12 protein-coding genes, 1 tRNA gene and 1 riboswitch are annotated in these 18,205 nt (G+C 74.0%); of the genes, 9 read left to right on the forward strand and 4 right to left on the reverse strand.

Annotation, left to right across the window (positions count from 1 at the left end; translation table 11 throughout):
- Window position 1 precedes the first annotated feature (1 nt).
- Together IE275_RS00210 and IE275_RS00215 are read right to left on the reverse strand one after the other, a co-directional pair.
- Window positions 2-6,856: a type I polyketide synthase gene (locus tag IE275_RS00210; RefSeq protein ID WP_189706107.1), complete on the reverse strand. Its 6,855-nt coding sequence runs from the start codon at window positions 6,854-6,856 to the stop codon at window positions 2-4.
- Between the two features lie 547 nt (window positions 6,857-7,403).
- A complete protein-coding gene (locus tag IE275_RS00215; protein ID WP_189706109.1) occupies window positions 7,404-8,192 on the reverse strand; it encodes an SDR family NAD(P)-dependent oxidoreductase in 789 nt (262 codons plus the stop codon).
- A 300-nt stretch (window positions 8,193-8,492) separates the two neighbouring features.
- On the opposite strand from IE275_RS00215, the gene IE275_RS00220 reads away from it, so the two are divergent.
- A complete protein-coding gene (locus tag IE275_RS00220) occupies window positions 8,493-9,716 on the forward strand; it encodes a serine hydrolase domain-containing protein (protein ID WP_189706112.1) in 1,224 nt (407 codons plus the stop codon).
- Window positions 9,717-9,752: 36 nt separating this feature from the next.
- Here the strand turns inward: IE275_RS00220 and IE275_RS00225 are convergent, their stop codons facing one another.
- Window positions 9,753-10,331, reverse strand: coding sequence for a TetR/AcrR family transcriptional regulator (locus IE275_RS00225; RefSeq protein ID WP_189706114.1), 579 nt, complete (start codon window positions 10,329-10,331; stop codon window positions 9,753-9,755).
- Between the two features lie 163 nt (window positions 10,332-10,494).
- Here IE275_RS00225 and IE275_RS00230 point away from each other — a divergent pair, with 163 nt between their 5' ends.
- On the forward strand, window positions 10,495-11,925 hold the full coding sequence (locus tag IE275_RS00230; RefSeq protein ID WP_189706116.1) for an MFS transporter: 1,431 nt from the start codon (window positions 10,495-10,497) through the stop codon (window positions 11,923-11,925).
- A gap of 44 nt (window positions 11,926-11,969) precedes the next feature.
- A tRNA-Pro gene (locus IE275_RS00235) sits at window positions 11,970-12,043 on the forward strand.
- 92 nt (window positions 12,044-12,135) lie between these two features.
- Here IE275_RS00235 and IE275_RS00240 read toward each other — a convergent pair.
- Complete coding sequence (locus IE275_RS00240; protein WP_229870025.1) at window positions 12,136-12,795, reverse strand: TetR/AcrR family transcriptional regulator; 660 nt, start codon at window positions 12,793-12,795, stop codon at window positions 12,136-12,138.
- Window positions 12,796-12,852: 57 nt separating this feature from the next.
- Here IE275_RS00240 and IE275_RS00245 point away from each other — a divergent pair, with 57 nt between their 5' ends.
- The 6 genes from IE275_RS00245 to IE275_RS00265 all read left to right on the forward strand — a co-directional run bounded on the left by IE275_RS00245 (window position 12,853) and on the right by IE275_RS00265 (window position 18,164).
- Window positions 12,853-13,539 carry a class II aldolase/adducin family protein gene (locus IE275_RS00245; protein ID WP_189706120.1) on the forward strand — a complete coding sequence of 229 codons (687 nt, stop codon included), beginning with the start codon at window positions 12,853-12,855 and terminating at the stop codon, window positions 13,537-13,539.
- Window positions 13,536-14,465, forward strand: a complete 930-nt coding sequence (locus IE275_RS00250; protein WP_189706123.1) for a carbohydrate kinase family protein — start codon at window positions 13,536-13,538, stop codon at window positions 14,463-14,465. Before IE275_RS00245 ends, IE275_RS00250 begins: the two co-directional genes overlap by 4 nt.
- Window positions 14,466-14,689: 224 nt before the next feature.
- Window positions 14,690-14,812, forward strand: coding sequence for a putative leader peptide (locus IE275_RS47200; RefSeq protein WP_373299142.1), 123 nt, complete (start codon window positions 14,690-14,692; stop codon window positions 14,810-14,812).
- Window positions 14,813-14,952: 140 nt separating this feature from the next.
- Window positions 14,953-15,861 carry a glutathione S-transferase C-terminal domain-containing protein gene (locus IE275_RS00255; protein WP_189706125.1) on the forward strand — a complete coding sequence of 303 codons (909 nt, stop codon included), beginning with the start codon at window positions 14,953-14,955 and terminating at the stop codon, window positions 15,859-15,861.
- A gap of 66 nt (window positions 15,862-15,927) precedes the next feature.
- A riboswitch (SAM riboswitch) is annotated at window positions 15,928-16,050 on the forward strand.
- 363 nt (window positions 16,051-16,413) lie between these two features.
- A complete protein-coding gene (locus IE275_RS00260; protein WP_189706127.1) occupies window positions 16,414-17,391 on the forward strand; it encodes an amino acid ABC transporter permease in 978 nt (325 codons plus the stop codon).
- The gene (locus tag IE275_RS00265; RefSeq protein ID WP_189706129.1) at window positions 17,388-18,164 is read left to right on the forward strand and encodes an amino acid ABC transporter ATP-binding protein; all 777 of its coding nucleotides are present in this window, start codon (window positions 17,388-17,390) and stop codon (window positions 18,162-18,164) included. The genes IE275_RS00260 and IE275_RS00265 overlap by 4 nt, the downstream gene beginning before the upstream one ends.
- Window positions 18,165-18,205 lie beyond the last annotated feature (41 nt).

The following is an 18,205-nucleotide window of genomic DNA, read 5'->3' on the forward strand; positions in this document are numbered from 1 at the left end:
GTCACCAGCCCGAGGCGGTGTAGACGACGGCCGTGGCCGACTCCTCGCCCCACGCCAGCTCCCGCAGCAGCGCCGCGGTCCCCTCCTCGGGGTCGATCAGCCGGATGCCGCGCCGGGCGTACTCGCGCGCCAGCTCCTCGCCGACCATCCCGGCATGCCCGGCCGCGGGCGCCCACGGCCCCCAGTGCACGGTCACGGCACGCTGCCCGGTCCGGGCGGCGAAGGCCGCGCCGAGGGTCTCCAGCGCGTCGTTGGCGGCCGCGTAGTCCACCTGGCCCCGGTTGCCCAGGACGGCGGAGATGCTGCCGAACAGCACGGTGAACGCGGGCGCCGCCGGCAGCTCCTCCAGCGCGGTGAGCAGGGCGTCGGCGCCGGTCGCCTTGGTGGCGTAGACCCGCTGGAAGGACTCGGCGGACTTCTCGGCGATCAGCCGGTCCTCTATGACCCCGGCCGCGTGCACCACACCGTCCAGCCGCCCGTGCTCGGCGTGGATCTCCTTCACCGCCTGGAGCACCGCGTCCGGCTCCCGGAAGTCGACCGAGCGGTAGCGCACCCGGCTTCCGAGCGCGGTGAGTTCGGCGAGCGTGGCCGCGACCTCCCGCTGCGCCAGCAGGAGTTCGGTCGCCCGGTTGATCCCGGCCGGCTTGAGGCCGCCCCGGGCGGCGAGTGCGGCCCGTACGTCGGCCGGGGTGCGCGCGGCGGCGGTGTCCGCGTCCTCCGGTCCGTCCGGCGCGGGCGTCCGGCCGAGCAGCTCCAGCCGGCAGCGGGAGGCGCCGGCCAGCGCGAGGGCGAACTGGGCGGTGATGCCCCGCGCCCCGCCCGCCAGCACCACCACCGAGTCCCGGTCCAGGCCGAGCGCGGCCGCCTCGGCGACCCCGTCCCCGGCCGGACCCGCGCCCGTGCTGCCCAGCCCGCCCAGTGGCTCCGCCACCAGCTCGAACCCGTGCCGGCCCGCCGCCGTCCGCAGCACGACCGGCACCCGGTCGGCGGCCACGGCCTCCGCGACCACGGCGTCCGCGACGGCCGACGGCGAGGCGTCCGCCAGGTCGACGAGCCGCGCGAGGGTCTGCGGGTACTCCCGCGCCACGGTCCGGAAGAGCCCGCGCAGCCCCGCCGACCGCACGTCCGGCATGTCGTCGCCGGCCCTGCGGACGGCCAGCAGCCAGCGCGGACCGCGCGCCAGGGCCGCCTTCAGCACGGGGAACGTGTCGGGCAGCACCGGCGTGCCGTCGTCGTCCGTCAAAGCCCCCACGTACAGCACCCCGTCGACCGGCCCGTCCGCCTCGCGGAGCGCGTGGTCCCGGGCCCGTACGACGACGTCGGCGCCGTGGGAGGCCAGGCGGGCGACGGTCTCGGGCGCCTCGCCGAGGACGGTCCAGCGGGTGCCGGAGAGCGCGGCCGAGGGGTCGGCGGGGGTGCCGTCGGCAGCGGCGCCGGCGGCCGGCGCGGCAAGCAGGACCGGACGCAGGACGTGCCGCCGGGGCGGCTCACCGGCCACCTCGTCCACGGCCGGCGGGAGGGGGTCCGGCGCGGTGTCCGTGCCGTCGCCCAGCCGGGCCCTGAGCCAGTCGGTCACCGCGGCGGCCGTACGGGCCTTCGCCAGCTCCTCCAGCTCGGCGTCGTCCATCGAGGCGAGGTCCGCGCCGGACCCCGCGCCCAGGCGCCGGGCCAGCTCCCCGGCGATCTCCGCCCGTTTGATGGAGTCGATGCTGAGGTCCGCCTCCAGGTCCAGGTCGGGCTCGATCATGTCGACGGGGTAGCCGGTGCGCTCGCTGATGATCTCGAGGACGACCCGCGCCACGTCCGCCTGCGCCGCCGGAGCGCTCGGCTCGGCGGGCGCGGGTGCCGACTGGCCTTGTGCCGAGGGTGTTTCGGGGACCGCTTGTAGCACCGGCGGGCCCACCACGGCGGGTGCGGCGGCGATCCGTGCCGCGGGGTCGGCCCCGAAGTAGGTTAGCAGGACGTCCCGTTGGGCGGCGATCATCTCCCGGCTGGTGCGCAGGAATTCGGAGATCAGCGCGTCCCGGTCGGAGGGGACGCCGTGCGGGGGGTTCGTCGTCACGCTGGCCTCCAGGGGTTCCACGACGCGTCGGGCCGGTGCGAGCGCACCGGGGAGGAGGGCGCCGGCGGCGGTGCGGACCAGCTGCCCGTCCACCGTCCAGCCGGGCCGCTTCGGCACGGGTGTGCGCACGGCGTCGACCGCGTCCCGTCCGCGCAGCGGCCATCCGGCGTGCACCGGCAGCCCCGCCACGGCGAGTCGGGCCAGGGCGTCCAGCCAGCCGCGCAGCCCGGAGCCCGCACGCGGTTCGGGCGCCACCGTGCGGTGCGGGCGGTCACCGAGGATCTGTTCGGTCAGACGGGTGAGCACGGACCCCGGGCCGGCCTCGACGAAGATCCGCGCCCCCGCCTCGTACATCGCCTCGATCTGCGCCACGAAGGCGACCGGCGAGCCGATCTGGGCGGCGAGTTCCGCCCGTACCGCGTCCGCCTCGGCGGGGTACGGGGCGGCCGTGCGGTTGGCCCACACCGGGAACTCGGGCGGGTGCACCGGACGGGCCGCGAGCGCCTCGGCGAACCGCTCGCCCGCGCCGGCGACCAGCGGACTGTGGAAGGCGCAGGCCACGGGGATCCGTTTGGCACCGAGTCCCGCCTCGCGCAGCAGCCGCACGGCCTCGACGACGTCGGCGGTCGGCCCCGAGATCACCGTCTGCCGGGGCGAGTTGAGGTTGGCGACGACGACGGACTCCGGCGCGTTCGCCGCCCGCAGCGCGCGGACGGCCTCCTCGGCGCCGGCCGCCACGGCGGCCATGGTCCCGGGTTCCGGCCCGGCGGACCCGGCCGCCGCGAGGATCGCCGCCGCCCGCTCGGAGCTCAGCTCCAGCAGCGTCTGCGGGTCGAGGGCGCCGGACGCGCACAGGGCGACCAGCTCGCCGTAGCTGTGCCCGGCCGCCATGTCCGCCCGGACGCCGGCCGCGGTGAGCACGGCGTGCGCGGCGAGCCCGGCCATGCCGAGCGCCGGCTGCGCCACGCGGGTGTCGGTCAGCGCGGCCTGCTGCCGGTCGCGTACGGCGTCGTCGAAGGCGGCCGGCGGGTACAGCGCGCCGGCGTGGGCCCGCCCCAGCTCCAGATAGGGGCGCAGCTCGGGAAAGGCCACGAACAGATCGGCGAGCATCCCGGGGCGCTGGCTGCCCTGGCCGGGAAAGAGGAACGCCACCTTGCCCGCCCCGGCCCCGCCGTCGTCCGGTCCGCTCAGGTGGACCCCGTCCCGGGGAGCGTGCTCGCCCCGCAGGGCCCGCCGCACCTTGTCCACCAGGTCGTCCACGTCGTCCGCCACGATCGCGATCCGCGCCGGGGCCCCGCTCGCGTCCGCCCGCCGTGCCGCGCTCAGCGCCAGGTCCCGCAGCCGCCACGGTCGCCCGTCGGCCTCCGCCGCGGTCAGCAGGTCCTGCGCCGCCCGGCGGGCGGCGGTCTCGTCCCGTCCCCGGAAGAGGAACAGCTCGGCCGGCCAGGCGTCCAGCCCGCGCACCGGCGGCACGCCGTCGGCGTAGGCGGCCAGCACCACATGGAAGTTGGTGCCGCCGAAGCCGAACGCGCTGACCCCGGCCACACGTTCCTCCGCCGGGGCCGCCCAGGGACGGGCCTCGGCGTGGAAGGCGAACGGACTGCTGTCCGTGTCCCAGGCCGCGTTGGGCCTCTCCACGTGCAGGGTGGGTGGTCTGACGCCCGTGTGGAGCGCCAGCACGGTCTTGATCAGCCCGGCCAGCCCGGCGGCGCACTTGGTGTGGCCGATCTGCGACTTCACCGAACCCAGCACGCAGTCACCGGACTTCGCACCGGCCTCGGTGAACACCTCGCTCAGGATGCGCAGTTCGGTGCGATCGCCGACCACCGTACCGGTGCCGTGCGCCTCGACCAGGCCGACGTCGGCCGGGGAGACGCCCGCGTTGCGGTAGGCCCGCTCCAGCGCCGACCGCTGGCCCTCGGGGCGGGGCGCGGTCAGTCCCAGGGAGCGGCCGTCGCTGGAGGAGCCGAGCCCCTTGACGACCCCGTAGATCCGGTCGCCGTCGCGCTCGGCGTCCGCGAGCCGCTTCAGGACGACACAGGCCACGCCCTCGCCGAGCGCGATGCCGTCGGCCGAGTCGTCGAAGGCCCGGGAGCGGCCGGTGGGGGAGAGGGCGTGCACGGAGGAGAACAGCACGTAGTCGTTGATGCCGTTGTGCAGGTCGGCGCCGCCGCACAGCACCACGTCGCTGGTGCCGCCGACGAGTTCCTTGCAGGCCACGTCGACCGCGGCGAGCGAGGAGGCGCAGGCCGCGTCCACGGTGTAGTTGGCGCCGCCGAGGTCGAGCCGGTTGGCGATCCGCCCGGAGATCACGTTGGCGAGCATGCCCGGGAAGGAGTCCTCGGTGAGCTGGGGCAGCTGCTCGTCCAGTCCCGCCGGGACCGTCCCGTAGAACGACGGCAGGACGGCCCGCAGGGTGGCCGCGTTCGACAGGTCGCTGCCCGCCTCGGCGCCGAACACCACCGAGGTGCGCGAGCGGTCGAACTCCCGTCCCCCGTCGCCGTATCCGGCGTCCTCCAGGGCCCGCCGGGCGGCCTCCAAAGACAGCAGCTGGACCGGTTCGACGCTGCCGAGCGAGGCGGGCGGGATGCCGTAGCGCAGTGGGTCGAAGGGGATCGGGGGCAGGAAGCCGCCCCACTTGGACGGTGTGGACGTGCCGTGGTGGACGGCCGGATCCCAGCGCTCCGGCGGGACCTCGCCGACCGCGTCCACGCCCGCGACGACGTTCGCCCAGAAGGCGGGCAGGTCGGGCGCCTGCGGGAACATGCAGGCCATGCCGACGACGGCGATGTCCAGCGGGGCGGGCGCCTGCGGCCCGGCGGCCGCGGCCGTCCCCCACTCGGCCGCCCGCAGGGCGAGATGCCCGGCCGCGCCCGTGGTCACCGACGCGTGCAGGGCCGCGAGCGTGGTGGTCGCCGAGCGCAGCACGGCCACCTCCCCGGCCATGAACATCCCCTCGGCCAGCTGGCGTCGCTCGTCGACCGGGGTGAGCGCGCCGTCGCCGTCCCGGGTCGCGCCCTTGCTGGCGAGACGCAGCCGGCCGACGTTGAGCCGCTCCAGCTCCTCCCAGATCCGCCGGTCCGGCACGCCCGCCGCGCGCAGCCGGTCCGCCTCCTCGCGGTAGCCGGCCGCGAACGGGCTGGGCACACAGCGCGTGGCGTGCCCCGGCGCCGACTCCAGCAACGTGGTGCGTTCGGCCGCGAGGACCTGCTCCTGGAACAGCGGCCGGATCGCGCCGTGCGCCACCGCCTCCTCGGTGAACAGATAGGCGGTGCCCATCAGCAGGCCGACGGCCGCCCCGCGCGCGGTCAGCGGCGCGGCGAGCGCCGCGACCATCGCCGCCGAGCGCTCGTCGTGCACCCCGCCCGCGAAGAACACCTCGGTCTCCGGGGCCGTACGGTCGTCCAGGAAGTCCTCCAGGACGGCGAGCTGGGCCTCCCACAGCGGGAAGCTGCCGCGCGGTCCGACATGCCCGCCGCACTCCGAACCCTCGAACACGAACCGGCGCGCCCCCGCCTCGAGGAACTGCCGCAGCAGCCCCGGCGACGGCACGTGCAGAAAGGTCCGGATCCCGTCCTGCTCCAGCGCCTGCGCCTGCGACGGCCGCCCGCCCGCGATGATCGCGTGCGTCGGCCGCAACTCCCGTACGGCCTCCAGCTGGGCGGCGCGCACGTCCTCCGGCGCGAAGCCGAGCACGCCCACGCCCCAGGGCGCGCCGCCGACCGCGTCCCGGGTCTCGGCGAGCAGGGCCCGGGTCCGCGCGCCGTCGGCGAGCGCCAGCGCGAGGAACGGCAGCGCCCCTTCGGCGGCGACCGCGGCGGCGAACCCGGGCTCGTCGCTGACCCGGGTCATCGGCCCCTGCGCCAGCGGCAGCCGCGTCCCCAGCGCCCGCCCCATCGGCGAGTCCGCCCCCAGCGCCCGTACGGCCGTGTCGTCGCGTACGGCGTCCAGGACCGCGTCCCGCAGCGCCCGCACGGTCCGCCGTACGTCACCCCAGCGCTCGGCGAACCGGGCGGCGAGGAAGCCGTCCTGGCCCACCGGGAACAGCTGGGCGGCCGGGTCCCGGGCACCGAGCAGCGCCGCCACCGCCTGCGGGCCGGCGTCGTCGGGGAGCTTCGGGGCGTCGGGGCCGCGGCGCAGCAGGACGCGGTGCCCGGCCACGACGACGGTCTCGGAGCCGTCCAGTGTCCGCAGCGCGGCGGCAGCGGGCTCGGGCAGCGCCGACTCGGCGAGCAGCGCGAGCTGGCCGTCCAGGACGACCCCGGCCGCCCCGCCGGCCACCGCGGCGGCGGCCGTGCGCGGGCCGATGCCGCCGCACGCCCACACCGGCAACTCCAGGTCGGGGGCGGCGAGCAGCTGCTGGAGCAGCACGAACGTGCTCAGCTCACCGATCCGGCCGCCGCACTCGGCGCCCCGCGCGATCAGCCCGTGCGCCCCCGCGCGCACCGCCTCCCGCGCGCCGTCGAGACCGGTGACCTCCACCAGCACCCGGTACCGTTCGGCGGTCTCGGCGACCGGCCAGGGCGCCTCCGCGGCCATGACCACCGTGTGCGGGCCGCCGGTGTCCGGATCCGCGAGGGAGAGCCGGCAGCCCGGGCCCACCCGGACCCCGAAGGCGCCGGGTGACGCGCGTCGCAGCCGGGCCAGCGCCTCGCGCGATCTTCGGTCGCCGGCCCCGAGATCGAGCACGCCGAGCCCGCCGGCCCGGCCGACCGCGAGGGCGAGCCCGGCATCGGGCTCGCCGAAGGGAGTGATGCCGATGATCATGTCCTCGGAACGCGCAGCGGATGTCATGATTCTCCGAATCAAGGTGAAACCGCAGGGTGGGGGGTGCAGTTCAGGACAGCAAAGGCGGTGCACCGCATTCCGGCGGGCACTGATCACCGCGGAACACGTACCAAAGACGCTTGCTCGAAACGCGTTGAAAGGTAGTGCTCTTATTACTCACTGGTCAACGTTCGAACGATCGGCCGGTAACCAGCCGCAATGATTCGGTCAGTCATGGACCGGCGGCCAGGGCGTAGGAAATCGGATGAATTCCTTTCGGGCCCGGCCCCGTTCACCCGCCACTCACGCAGTAGAAACATGAACGACCGCAAGAAATGGGTTCCTTTGGATTACATGTCCGAATCAGGGTGCCCATTTCCGACCCTCCGTGGTCGGCGGGGAAAACTCTGAGTGTCGGCGGCCGAGTGACCGGGAAGGGTCGAGGCGGGTCTTGACGTGCGCCGATCCGCCGCCAAGACTGGCGTGACTACGCAGTCAGGCCGGTCCTCGGGAGGTCGTCGACCGGCCTGACTGCGTGGTCGCAGGCCGACGGGAAGCCGAGCCGTCCGCCGGTTCACACGCTGTAGCCGCCGTCGACCCCCAGCGCCTGCCCGGTGATGAACCCCGCCCGGTCCGAGGCGAGGAACGACACCGCCTCCGCGATGTCCGCCGCCGCACCGAACCGGCGCAGCGGGATGTTGCGCCGGGTGACGGCGAGGGCCGCGTCGTCCAGCTCGCCCGATCCGATCAGCCGGGCCGCGATGCCGTCGGCGAGCATGCCGGGGGCGACACAGTTCACCCGCACCCCGTAGCGGCCCTCCTCGGCGGCCAGCGCGCGGGCGACCGCCTCCACGGCCCCCTTCGCCCCGGAGGACAGCCCGTCGCGCACCGGGAAGCGCCGGGTGGCGACCGTGGTGACCGCGACGACACTGCCCCGGCTCGCCCGCAGCGGCCCCAGCGCCGGATGGACGAGGTTGAAGAACGCCACCGCGTCCCCCTCGAGCTGGGCCCGGTACTCGCCCGGCGACACCCGGCTCAGATGCCGCATCGGCACATGCGGACCGGCGGCGTACACCAGGGTGTGGATCCCGCCGTGCGCCTGTGCCGCCGAGGCCACCGCGTGGGCCGTGGCCGACTCGTCGGTGAGGTCCAGGGGCAGCACCCCCACCACCCCTTTTCCCCGGACCGCCTCCCGCACCTCACCGGCCAGCGCCTCGGCCGCCTCCCGGCGCGACCGGTAGGTGAGGACCACGGCACTGCCGCGTGCCGCCAGCGCCCGGACGACGGCCGCGCCGACCGCGCCGGTCCCGCCCGCCACGAACGCGACGCCCGGCCTGCGGGAGAAGTCCTCCGGGTCCTTCATGGCTCACGACCCCCATGGCTCGGTGACGACGACGGCGGACACGGCCACTCCAGCATGTAGTCCTGTCCGCCGAAGAGTTGAAGACCACGGGCGACGCCATGTGCCCGATCCCCCACATCCCGCGGCTCCGCCCGGCGGGTTGCGGGAGTACGCCCGGGCGGCGAACCTCCCGTGCTTCCAGGAGGCGAACCCCCCGTGCTTCCGGGCCGCCGGCCTCGCGTGCGTCCGTACGGGTCCGGCGCGGGCGGGTCCGGAGTGTTGGCCCGCGGATGCTCGCGGCGATCGGCCCATAGTGCGCGTATGACGCGTACCCGTACGGCGGTGCTGTGCGCCGCCGCTCTCCTCGCCACGACCGTCCAGGCCACCGCCGCGACCGCCGAGCCCTCCGCCGCCGGCGCGGTCGCTCCGCCCGGCGCCCGGGACCGGGCCTGCACCGCCACCCACAAGCCCTCGGGCAAGGCGCGCAAGGTCCTCGACATCGTCCGCAGGGCGGAGCGGGAGCTCGATCTCAAGGCCGCCGTCGTGCGGGTCACGGTCGACGGCCGTCCGCTCGTCACGGCCGCGGTCGGCGAGTCCATGACGGACGTGCCCGCCACCCCCGCCATGCACTTCCGGACCGGCTCGGTCGGCATCGCCTTCATGGGGACCGTGCTGAGCCAGCTCGTCCAGGAGGGCAGGGTGAAGCTGGACGACAAGGTCTCCCGCTGGCTGCCCGACCTGCCGCACGCCGACAGGATCACCCTGCGCATGCTCGGTTCCTCGACCTCCGGCCTGCACGACTACGTCACCGACCCGGCGTTCCTGAAGAAGCTCTACGCCGACCCGTGGCAGCACTGGACGCCCAGGGAGGTCGTCGCGTTCTCCCTGAGCCACCCGCTCTGGTACAAGCCCGGCACCAACTGGAGCTACTCGCACGCCAACTTCGTCCTCCTGGGCAAGGCCCTGGAGAAGATCACCCACACCCCGCTCGACCGCCTCCTGAAGCAGCGCGTCTACCGTCCCCTCGGTCTGCGCAACACCCGCAGCAACACCACGGCGGTCATCCCGGAGCCGGTCCTGCACGCCTACGACAGCGAGCGCGGCTTCTACGAGGAGTCCACCTACTTCAACCCGTCCTGGACCACCCACCCGGGCGCGATCCTGACCCAGAACATCTGCGACCTGGCCCGCTCGGGGCAGGGCGTCGGGGCGGGCGAACTCCTGTCGAAGAAGGCCTTCCGCACCCAGCTGAACCCGGGCACCGTCGGCCTGGGCCGGCCGACGGCCAAGTGTCCCGCCACCGTGTGCCTGCCGATGACCGAGGACTTCCACTTCGGCCTCGGCGTCGTCGTCAAGAACGGCTGGGTCGTGCAGAACCCGTCCTTCTTCGGCTACGCGGCCGTGATGGCCTACGAACCCCACGAGAAGCTGTCCATCGCCGTCACGACGACCGTCGGACCGGACGCTCCCGGCGGCAACACCTCCCAGACCATCACCGAGCGGATCGCCCAACTCCTCGACCCCGCCCACCCGTTGGCCGACTGAACGGTTCCGCGTCCGCCGGTTCCGCGGACGCTCCCCTCAGCGCGCGGCGCGCACCCCGTCCAGGGCGATGCCCAGGACGCGGTCGCGCTGCGCGTCGTCGGTGAAGGCGGTCGCCGTGATGCCGGCGACCAGCCGCAGCAGATCGCCGAAGTCCATGTCGGCCCGTGCGGCCCCGGCCCGCTGCGCCCGCTCGAACAGCGGGCCGCCCGCCGCGTACATCGACTCGCGGCAGGCCTGGAAGATCTCCGAGTCTCCTTCCAGCGCCTCGCGCACCGCCCGCTTGGTGACCATGTAGCCCGCGAAGCGGTCGAGCCAGGAGGTGAGCGCCTCCCAGGGCTCCCGCGCCGAGAGTCCCACTGCCGCTTCGCAGAGCGCGTTCACCTCGTCCGCGTAGACGCTCTCGAACAGGGCGCGGCGGGTCGGGAAGTTCCGGTACAGCGTGGCGATGCCGACGCCGGCGCGGCGGGCGATGTCCTCCAGGGACGCCTCGGCGCCGTGCTCGGCGAAGGCCTCGCGCGCGGCGGCCAGCAGCGCGTCGTAGTTGCGGGCGGCGTCCTTACGGCTCGGGCGCTGGGCCGCGACGATCGCGCTGATGGGGAACGGCTGGGCCGTCACGGCTGCCTCCTGGGCGGGCTCGGTTGAAACGGAGGTATACCTCCGCTACAGTGGAGGGGTGCCTCCACTTTACCAGTCCGAGGCCCCTTCAGACTTTCTCGCTCGCTGCCGGGCCGCGCTCGGCGACCGCTTCCTCCTTGTCATGCATCCGGAGAGGCCCCTCATGCCCCGCACGTCCACCCGCCTCACCTTCGCGGTCCTCGCGACCGGTGCCGGCGTGTTCTCCATGCTCCAGTCGCTGATAGCGCCGGCCCTGCCGACCGTCCAGCACGCCCTGCACACCTCGCAGTCCACCGCGACCTGGGTGATGACCGCGTATCTGCTCTCCGCCTCCGTCTTCACCCCCATCCTGGGCCGGGCCGGCGACCTGATCGGCAAGAAGCGCACCCTCGTCGGGGTCCTGCTGGCCGTCCTGGCCGGCTGTCTGCTCGCCGCGCTCGCCCCGAACATCGGGGTCCTGATCGTCGCCCGGGTCGTCCAGGGCGTCGGAGGCGCGCTGTTCCCGCTCTCCTTCGGGATCATCCGGGACGAGTTCGCCGCGTCCGAGGTCCCCGGCAGCATCAGCAACCTGTCCGCCGTCATCGCCGCGGGCGGCGGCGTCGGCATGGTCGCCGCCGGGCCGATCGTCTCCGCGCTCGACTACCGCTGGCTGTTCTGGATCCCCGTCGCCATCGTCGCCGCGGCCGCGCTCATCGCCGTGCGCTATGTGCCCGAGTCGCCCACCCGCGCCGAGGGACGGATCAACTGGCTCGGCGCCGTTCTCCTGTCCGGCTGGCTCGTCGCCCTGCTGCTGCCGCTCAGCCAGGCGGGCGTCTGGGGCTGGGGCTCCGCGCGGGTGATCGGCCTGTTCGTTGTCGCCGTGGCCCTGTTCGCGCTGTGGCTGCTGGCCGAGGCCCGCTCCCGCACCCCGCTCATCGACCTGCGCGTGATGCGGCGGCCCGCCGTGTGGACCACCAACCTCGCCGCCCTCCTCTTCGGTGCCGGGATGTACGCGATCTGGTCCTTCCTGCCCGGCTTCGTCCAGACCCCGAGCACGGCCGGCTACGGCTTCGGGGCGAGCGTCACCGCCTCCGGCCTGCTCATGCTGCCGATGCTGGTCGCGATGTTCGTCTCCGGAGTGCTCAGCGGCCGCCTCGAACGCCGCGTCGGCGCCAAGCCGCTGCTCGTCACCGGCGCCGCGTTCGGCTCGCTCGCCCTCGGTTTCCTCGCCCGCTGGCACCACGAGCAGTGGCAGATCGCCCTGGTCTCGGGTGTGTTCGGCCTCGGTATCGGCCTGGCCTTCGCCTCCATGGCCAACCTGATCGTCGGCAGCGTCCCCGTCGAGCAGACCGGCGCGGCCACCGGTATGAACGCCAACATCCGCACCATCGGCGGCTCCATCGGCGCCGCCGTCACCGGCGTCCTGGTCACCGGCAGCCTCCAGCCCTCGGGCCTGCCCTACGACTCCGGCTACACCCATGGCTTCTGGCTGCTGGCGGTGCTGTGCCTGGGTGCGGCCCTCGCCGCCCTGCTGGTCCCCGTGCGACGCGCCGACCGCCCCTCGGGCCCGGCCGCGCGGCACGTCCCGACCGCCGCACCCGCCCGCGTGCGGTAAGGTTTACCTGCGCGTTCCCGCAGCTCACCGCCGCGGCAGCGCGGCGGGACGTGGCGCAGCTTGGTAGCGCACTTGACTGGGGGTCAAGGGGTCGCAGGTTCAAATCCTGTCGTCCCGACCGGTGAGGTCACCGATCGGAAGCCGTTTTCCCGAGGCCGGGAAAGCGGCTTCCGGCGTTCGCGCCGCCAGGTCTCCCGGCGACGGGTTCCCTCACCCCGGCGTCTCCCCGTCCCGGTAGCGCCCCGCCACCTCCGCCAGATAGCCGCGCAGCATCACCTTCGCCTCGTCGAGGAGCGCCGCGTCGCCGTCCGCGTCCCGGCGGAAGGCCTCCTGGGCGAGGGCGTCGGCCGCGAGGATCGCGGCGTGGCAGGCGCGGGCGAGCGCGTCGTCGTCGCGGGCGACCTCCAGCGCGAGCAGGACCCGCCGGATCCCGTCGGCCATCCGCCGCTTGTGCTCGCGGTCGGCGGCGCGCGTCTCCTCGGTGAGCCCGCTGCCGAACCACAGCGCGCGGAAACCGTGTTCGGTGCGGTAGATCGAGGCGTACGCGTCGACGAGCACGGCGACCGGGTCCTGCCAGCGCTCCCGCGCCGCCGCCAGGACCAGATCGTCCATGACCCCTTCCAGGCGCGCGAAGTACCCCGCCGCGAGGGCGTCGATGATCGCGCCCCGGTCGGGCAGGTACTGGTACAGCGAGCCGACCGACACCTTCGCCTCGGCCGCGACCCGGGTCGTGGTCAGCGCCTCGACTCCGTCGTCCACCAGGATGCGCTCGGCGGCCCGGAGCACCAGCGCCAGGCGTGCCTTGCTGCGCGCCTGGCGTGGGACGCGGCGCGGGGGAGAGGGGTCCGTCTCCGGCGTGGTTCGGTCCAAGGATCGTCTCCGAACGTGAACGTGACTTTGTTTCATGTTTACGCTACCTTCGCGCCCATGACCGCCTCAAGCTCGGCGCTGAGCCAGGAGCGGACCGCCGTCGCGGACGCCTGCCGGCGCCTGGGGGCCGAGGGCCTCCTCATCGGCACGGCAGGCAACGTGAGCGTCCGCGTCGAGGACCGGGTCGCCATCACCGCGACCGGGGCGGTGCTCGCCGAACTGACCCCGGACCAGGTGACGGTGGTGGACCTCGACGGGAAGATCGTCGACGGGACCCTGCGGCCCACCTCCGAACTCGACCTGCACCTGGGCGTCTACCACCGCTACGGCAGCGGCGCGGTCGTCCACACCCATGCGCCGCTGGCCACCGCCGTGGGCCTCGTTCTCGACGAACTGCCCTGCATCCACTACCAGTTGCTGGCCCTGGGCGGCACGGTCCGGGTCGCGCCGTACGCCACCTTCGGCACCCCCGAACTCGCCGGGTCGGTGCTCGCCGCGCTCGACGGGCGCGGCGCCGCCCTGATGGCGAACCACGGCGCGGTCACCCACGCCCCCACCCTCGACAAGGCCGTCGAGAACGCCCTGCTCCTCGAATGGGCCTGCGGCGTCTACCGGCACGCCGCTGCCATGGGCCGCCCCCGTGTCCTCGACGAACGGCAGCAACTCGCCGTGATCGAGGCCGCGATCGCCCGCGACTACGGCACCACCCACCCCGTTCCACCCGCGCAGGAGGAAACCCGATGAAGGTCTTCACGATGGGCGTACACGTGCTGGACGTCCTGGTGCGGCCGGTGGAGGCCATACCCGACGGCCAGGGTGCGACCCTGGTCGACGACATCCGGATGACCGCCGCAGGAACGGCCGGCGGCACCGCCCTCACCCTCGCCAAGCTGGGCGCCGAGGTGCGCGGCGCGGGCGCCATCGGCACCGACCCGACCGGCGACCTGCTCGTACAACTGCTCGCCAGGGCAGGCGTCGACACCGAGTTCCTCGTCCGCCGCGCGGACACCGCCACCTCCGCGAGCGTCCTGCCCATCCGAACCAACGGCGACCGCCCCTCCCTGCACCTCCTGGGCGCCAACATCACCTACGGCCTCGACGACGTTCCCTGGGACGCCCTCGCCCGGGCCACCCATCTGCACCTCGGCGGCCCCGAGCTGATCGGCGTCGACGTCGCGGCCCGCATCCTGTCGTACGCCAAGGAGCACGGCGTCGTCACCTCCGTCGACCTGCTCGCGCCGGGTGTCCTCGGCAGCTTCGAGCAGATCGAGGCCGCCCTGCCCCATGTGGACCACTTCCTGCCCAACGAGGACCAGGTCCTCGGCTTCACCGGTGAGGCGGACCTGCTCACGGGGGCGCGCAAGCTCCTCGCCGCCGGTGTGGGCGTCGTCGCCGTCACGCGCGGCGGGGACGGCGCGCTCGTGGTGACGGCGGACGGCGCGGAACCGGTCCCGGCCTTCGTCGTCGACGTCGTCGACACCACCGGGTGCGGCGACGCGTTCTCCGCGGGCTATCTGCGGGGCGTGAGCCTGGGCCGCACCCCGGGCGACGCCGCCGTCCTCGGCAGCGCCGCCGCGGCGCTCGTCGCGCAGGGCCTCGGCAGCGACCACGGCGACTTCGACCTCGCGGCCGCCGACGCGTTCGCCGCGACGGCCAGGTCCCACGCATGAGGTGACCTCGCCGCAGCGCCGTAACACCCCGCGGTGGCTGACGAGTTGAGCCGGCCCGGGGGCCCGCGCCGCGAACCGTGCGGCGCGGGCCCGGTCCGAGACCATCGGCCCTGCGGACCGACGGATCCGCCGACCCTGCAATCACCTGGTGGACGCCCCCTTGACGAGGGGCGGAGGCGGATCGACACTCGGTAACGGGAATCCTAGTGAACGGATAGGGAATCATGGGGCGACAGGAGCCGGCCACTCGCCGAGCGAGCCGCACGGCCTGGTCGTCGCCCCTTCTCACCTCCCGCCGTCACATCGACCTGCAACGCGTGTGCAGCGCGATCAGGCCCCAGGGCTGAGCCGGCCCCCTCCCGCACGCACGCACCCGGCGGCGCCCCTGGGCACCGCCCGCCCGGCGCGCGCGGACCAGGTCCGCCTCCCGTTCCGACGTCGCATCCGCCGTGCGCCGGTCCGCCGCGCGCCGCCCCCGGGGAGAGTCATGTCCGTCACACCACCCGTCGCCCGGCTGTCCGTCCGCCCCGCCCCCGTCTTCCGGGGCCGCATCGGCAGGGACGCGCGCAGCGGCCACTACGCCGTGCCGCGCCGCTACCGCCTGCATCTGTCCCCGGCCGACCCCGACGGGCTGCGCATCGCCGTCACCCACAGCCTCCTCGGCCTGGACCGGGCCTGTCCCGTGACCGTCCTGCCCGCCGTCCCGGACTGTCCCGACGGCGGCCACGGTGCACTGCGCCCGCTCTACGACGCCAGCGCCCACCACTACACCGGACCGGCCGTCGCGCCGGTGCTCAGCGACGACTGGTCGGGCCGCATCGTCTCCACCCACGGCCCCGACATCGCCCGCGACCTGGCCGAGCTCAGCGAGACGGGGGTCCCCCCGGCCGATGGCTGCGGGAAGTCCGGCGGCGGTCGCGCCGCGCTGTACCCGTGCGGCGCCGAGTCGGAGATCGAGGCCGTCGAGCGGATGTGCGCCCAGGGCATCGAGGCGGCCGCACAGCGCGCCGGGGCGGCCGGCACCGGCACCGCCGAACGCGCCGCCGCACTCGACACCCTGCTGCACACGCTCGGCGTGCTGGACCAAGGGCTGTGCGTGCAGCCCTTTCTGATCGACGATCAGATCACTGCTGCGGACGTCGAGTTGTGGGTCGCGCTGGTCCAGCTGGACACCGTCCACCGCCACCATCTCGACGCGGAGGCGGTGCACCGCATCGCCGGCCACCCCGCCCTGTGGGCCTACGCCCGCCGCCTGGCCGGCCACCCGGCCTTCGGCGTCCACCTCGACCTCGACGGCATCGCCCGCCGCCACCACGCCCGTTGCCAGGGCCTGGAGGCCGCCGGTTCCGCCGTGCAGATCCTCGACTGGGCGGCGCACACCGCGCCCGTCCAGTAGCCGTTCCACCTGGTGGACCGGCGTTGACATTCGTTCGGGCAGCTGTCTTAACTTACGGCCCAGAACGGTCATGAGCGTCAGCGACAAGCCCTGGCTTGCTGACCGGCAACCCTCGCGCCGCGGTGGGGTGCCCCAGGTGACGACCGGACCGATGCCGTTCCGGCAAGGACGATTCGGTAAGCGCGAGGGCCCCTCAGGGGTCCGCCACAGTGACGGAGAAGCCCCATGTACGCAGCTCTCGGGACGGCGCCCCGCCTCCTCGTGGGCTGCGTACGCCCGTCCGCGCAACCGCTCGTCGCCGACCGCGCCGTCGATCTGCTCCGCGTGAACAGCGCACTGTGTACCGCACCGGGCCGCGCCCGCTGTCGGGGCTGAACCCCTCTCACCGGCCTTCGCCCCGCCTCCGCGTTCCCTGACGAACACCGCCCGAGCGGTGTGCCGTTGACCGCCCCACCCCGGTTCCCCGTACACATCCGTGCGCCGTGCGCCCGCACCACGGCCGCCACCACGGCTGTGCCCGCCCGGGGTGCCCGACTCCCGCCGGAGCCCCTCATGAGTGAACCCCCAGGTGCCGTGACCCTCGCCGAAGCACCTGCCCTCGACACGCCGCCGGAGAAGCTCGCCGCCCAGCGGGTCCAGCCACTGCGCCGGCCCGGACGGTGGATCGCCACCGCCGTCGTCCTGGTCCTCGTCGCGCAGTTCGTCCACGGCCTGGTCTCCAACCCCTTCTACCAATGGGACCGCTTCGGCTACTGGTTCCTGCGGCCCGTGATCCTCGACGGACTGCTGATCACCCTCGAAGTCGCCGCCTACAGCGCGGTGCTGGGCCTCGCCGGCGGCATCCTGCTCGCCCTCGCCCGGCTCTCCAGGAGCCCGGTGCTGCGCGCCGTCAGCTGGACCTACGTCTGGGCGCTGCGCTCCATCCCGCTGATCGTGGTGCTGCTCTTCCTCTACAACTTCAGCGCCCTGTACCAGACACTGAGCCTGGGCGTCCCCTTCGGACCCGCCTTCTTCACCTTCGACGAGTCCCGGCTCGCCACCGACATGGCCATCGCCGTCGTCGGTCTCAGCCTCAACGAGGCCGCCTACGCCGCCGAGGTGGTCCGCGGCGGAATCCTCTCCGTCGACCAGGGCCAGCACGAGGCGGCCGCCGCCCTCGGCCTGCCCAGGGGCTACCAGTTCTGGAAGATCGTCTTCCCGCAGGCCCTGCGCTCCATCACCCCGAACTACGTCAACCAGCTGATCGGCCTGATCAAGTCCACCTCGCTGGTCTTCTACGTGTCGCTGCTCGACCTGTTCGGCACCGCGCAGACCATGGGCGCCACCTACCCCGGCGACATCGTGCCGCTCCTCCTCGTGGTCACCGTCTGGTACCTGATCCTCACCAGCGTGGTGTCCGTCGTCCAGTTCTACGTCGAGCGGTACTACGCCCGGGGCGCCACCCGCTCCCTGCCGCCCACCCCGCTCCAGCAACTCCGCCGCTCCCTGAGCGAGTTCAGGCAGCGGCTGCGCAAGGAGGCCGCCGTATGACCACCGAGACCACTCCCGCCGCCGTCGAGGTCCACGACGTGCACAAGTGGTACGGCACCCACCGGGTGCTGGACGGGGTGAACCTCACCGTGCGGCCCGGCGAGGTCACCGTGATCCTCGGCCCGTCCGGCTCCGGGAAGTCCACCCTGCTGAGGGTCGTCAACCACCTGGAGAAGCCGGAGATCGGCCACGTCAGCATCAACGGCGAGCCGATCGGCGTCCGCCGCCACGGCGGCCGTCTGCGCGAGCTGAGCGAGCGGACCATCCTGACCCAGCGCAGCCGGATCGGCTTCGTCTTCCAGAACTTCAACCTCTTCCCGCACCTCACCGTGCTGGACAACGTCGCCGCCGCCCCGGTGGCCACCAGGAAGCTCACCAGAGCCGCAGCCCAGGAACTCGCCCGCGAACTCCTCGGCCGCGTCGGCCTCGCCGACAAGGCCGGCGCCTACCCCCGGCAGCTGTCCGGCGGCCAGCAGCAGCGCGTCGCCATCGCCCGCGCCCTCGCACTGCGCCCCGGCGTCATCCTCTTCGACGAGCCCACCTCGGCCCTCGACCCCGAACTCGTCGGCGAGGTCCTCGCGGTCATCAAGGACCTGGCGACCAGCGGCACCACCCTCGTCATCGTCACCCACGAGATCGGCTTCGCCCGCGAGGTCGCCGACCGGGTCGTCTTCATCGACGAGGGGAAGATCGTCGAGCAGGGTCCGCCCAGCGAGGTCCTCGACACACCGCAGCACGAACGGACGCGGGACTTCCTCAGCAAGGTGCTCTGACACCGGCGCGCCCCACGATTTCCCCCCACGCCCCACCCTTC

Source organism: Streptomyces phaeofaciens, from assembly GCF_014648915.1.
GTDB classification, from domain to species: Bacteria; Actinomycetota; Actinomycetes; order Streptomycetales; family Streptomycetaceae; genus Streptomyces; species Streptomyces phaeofaciens.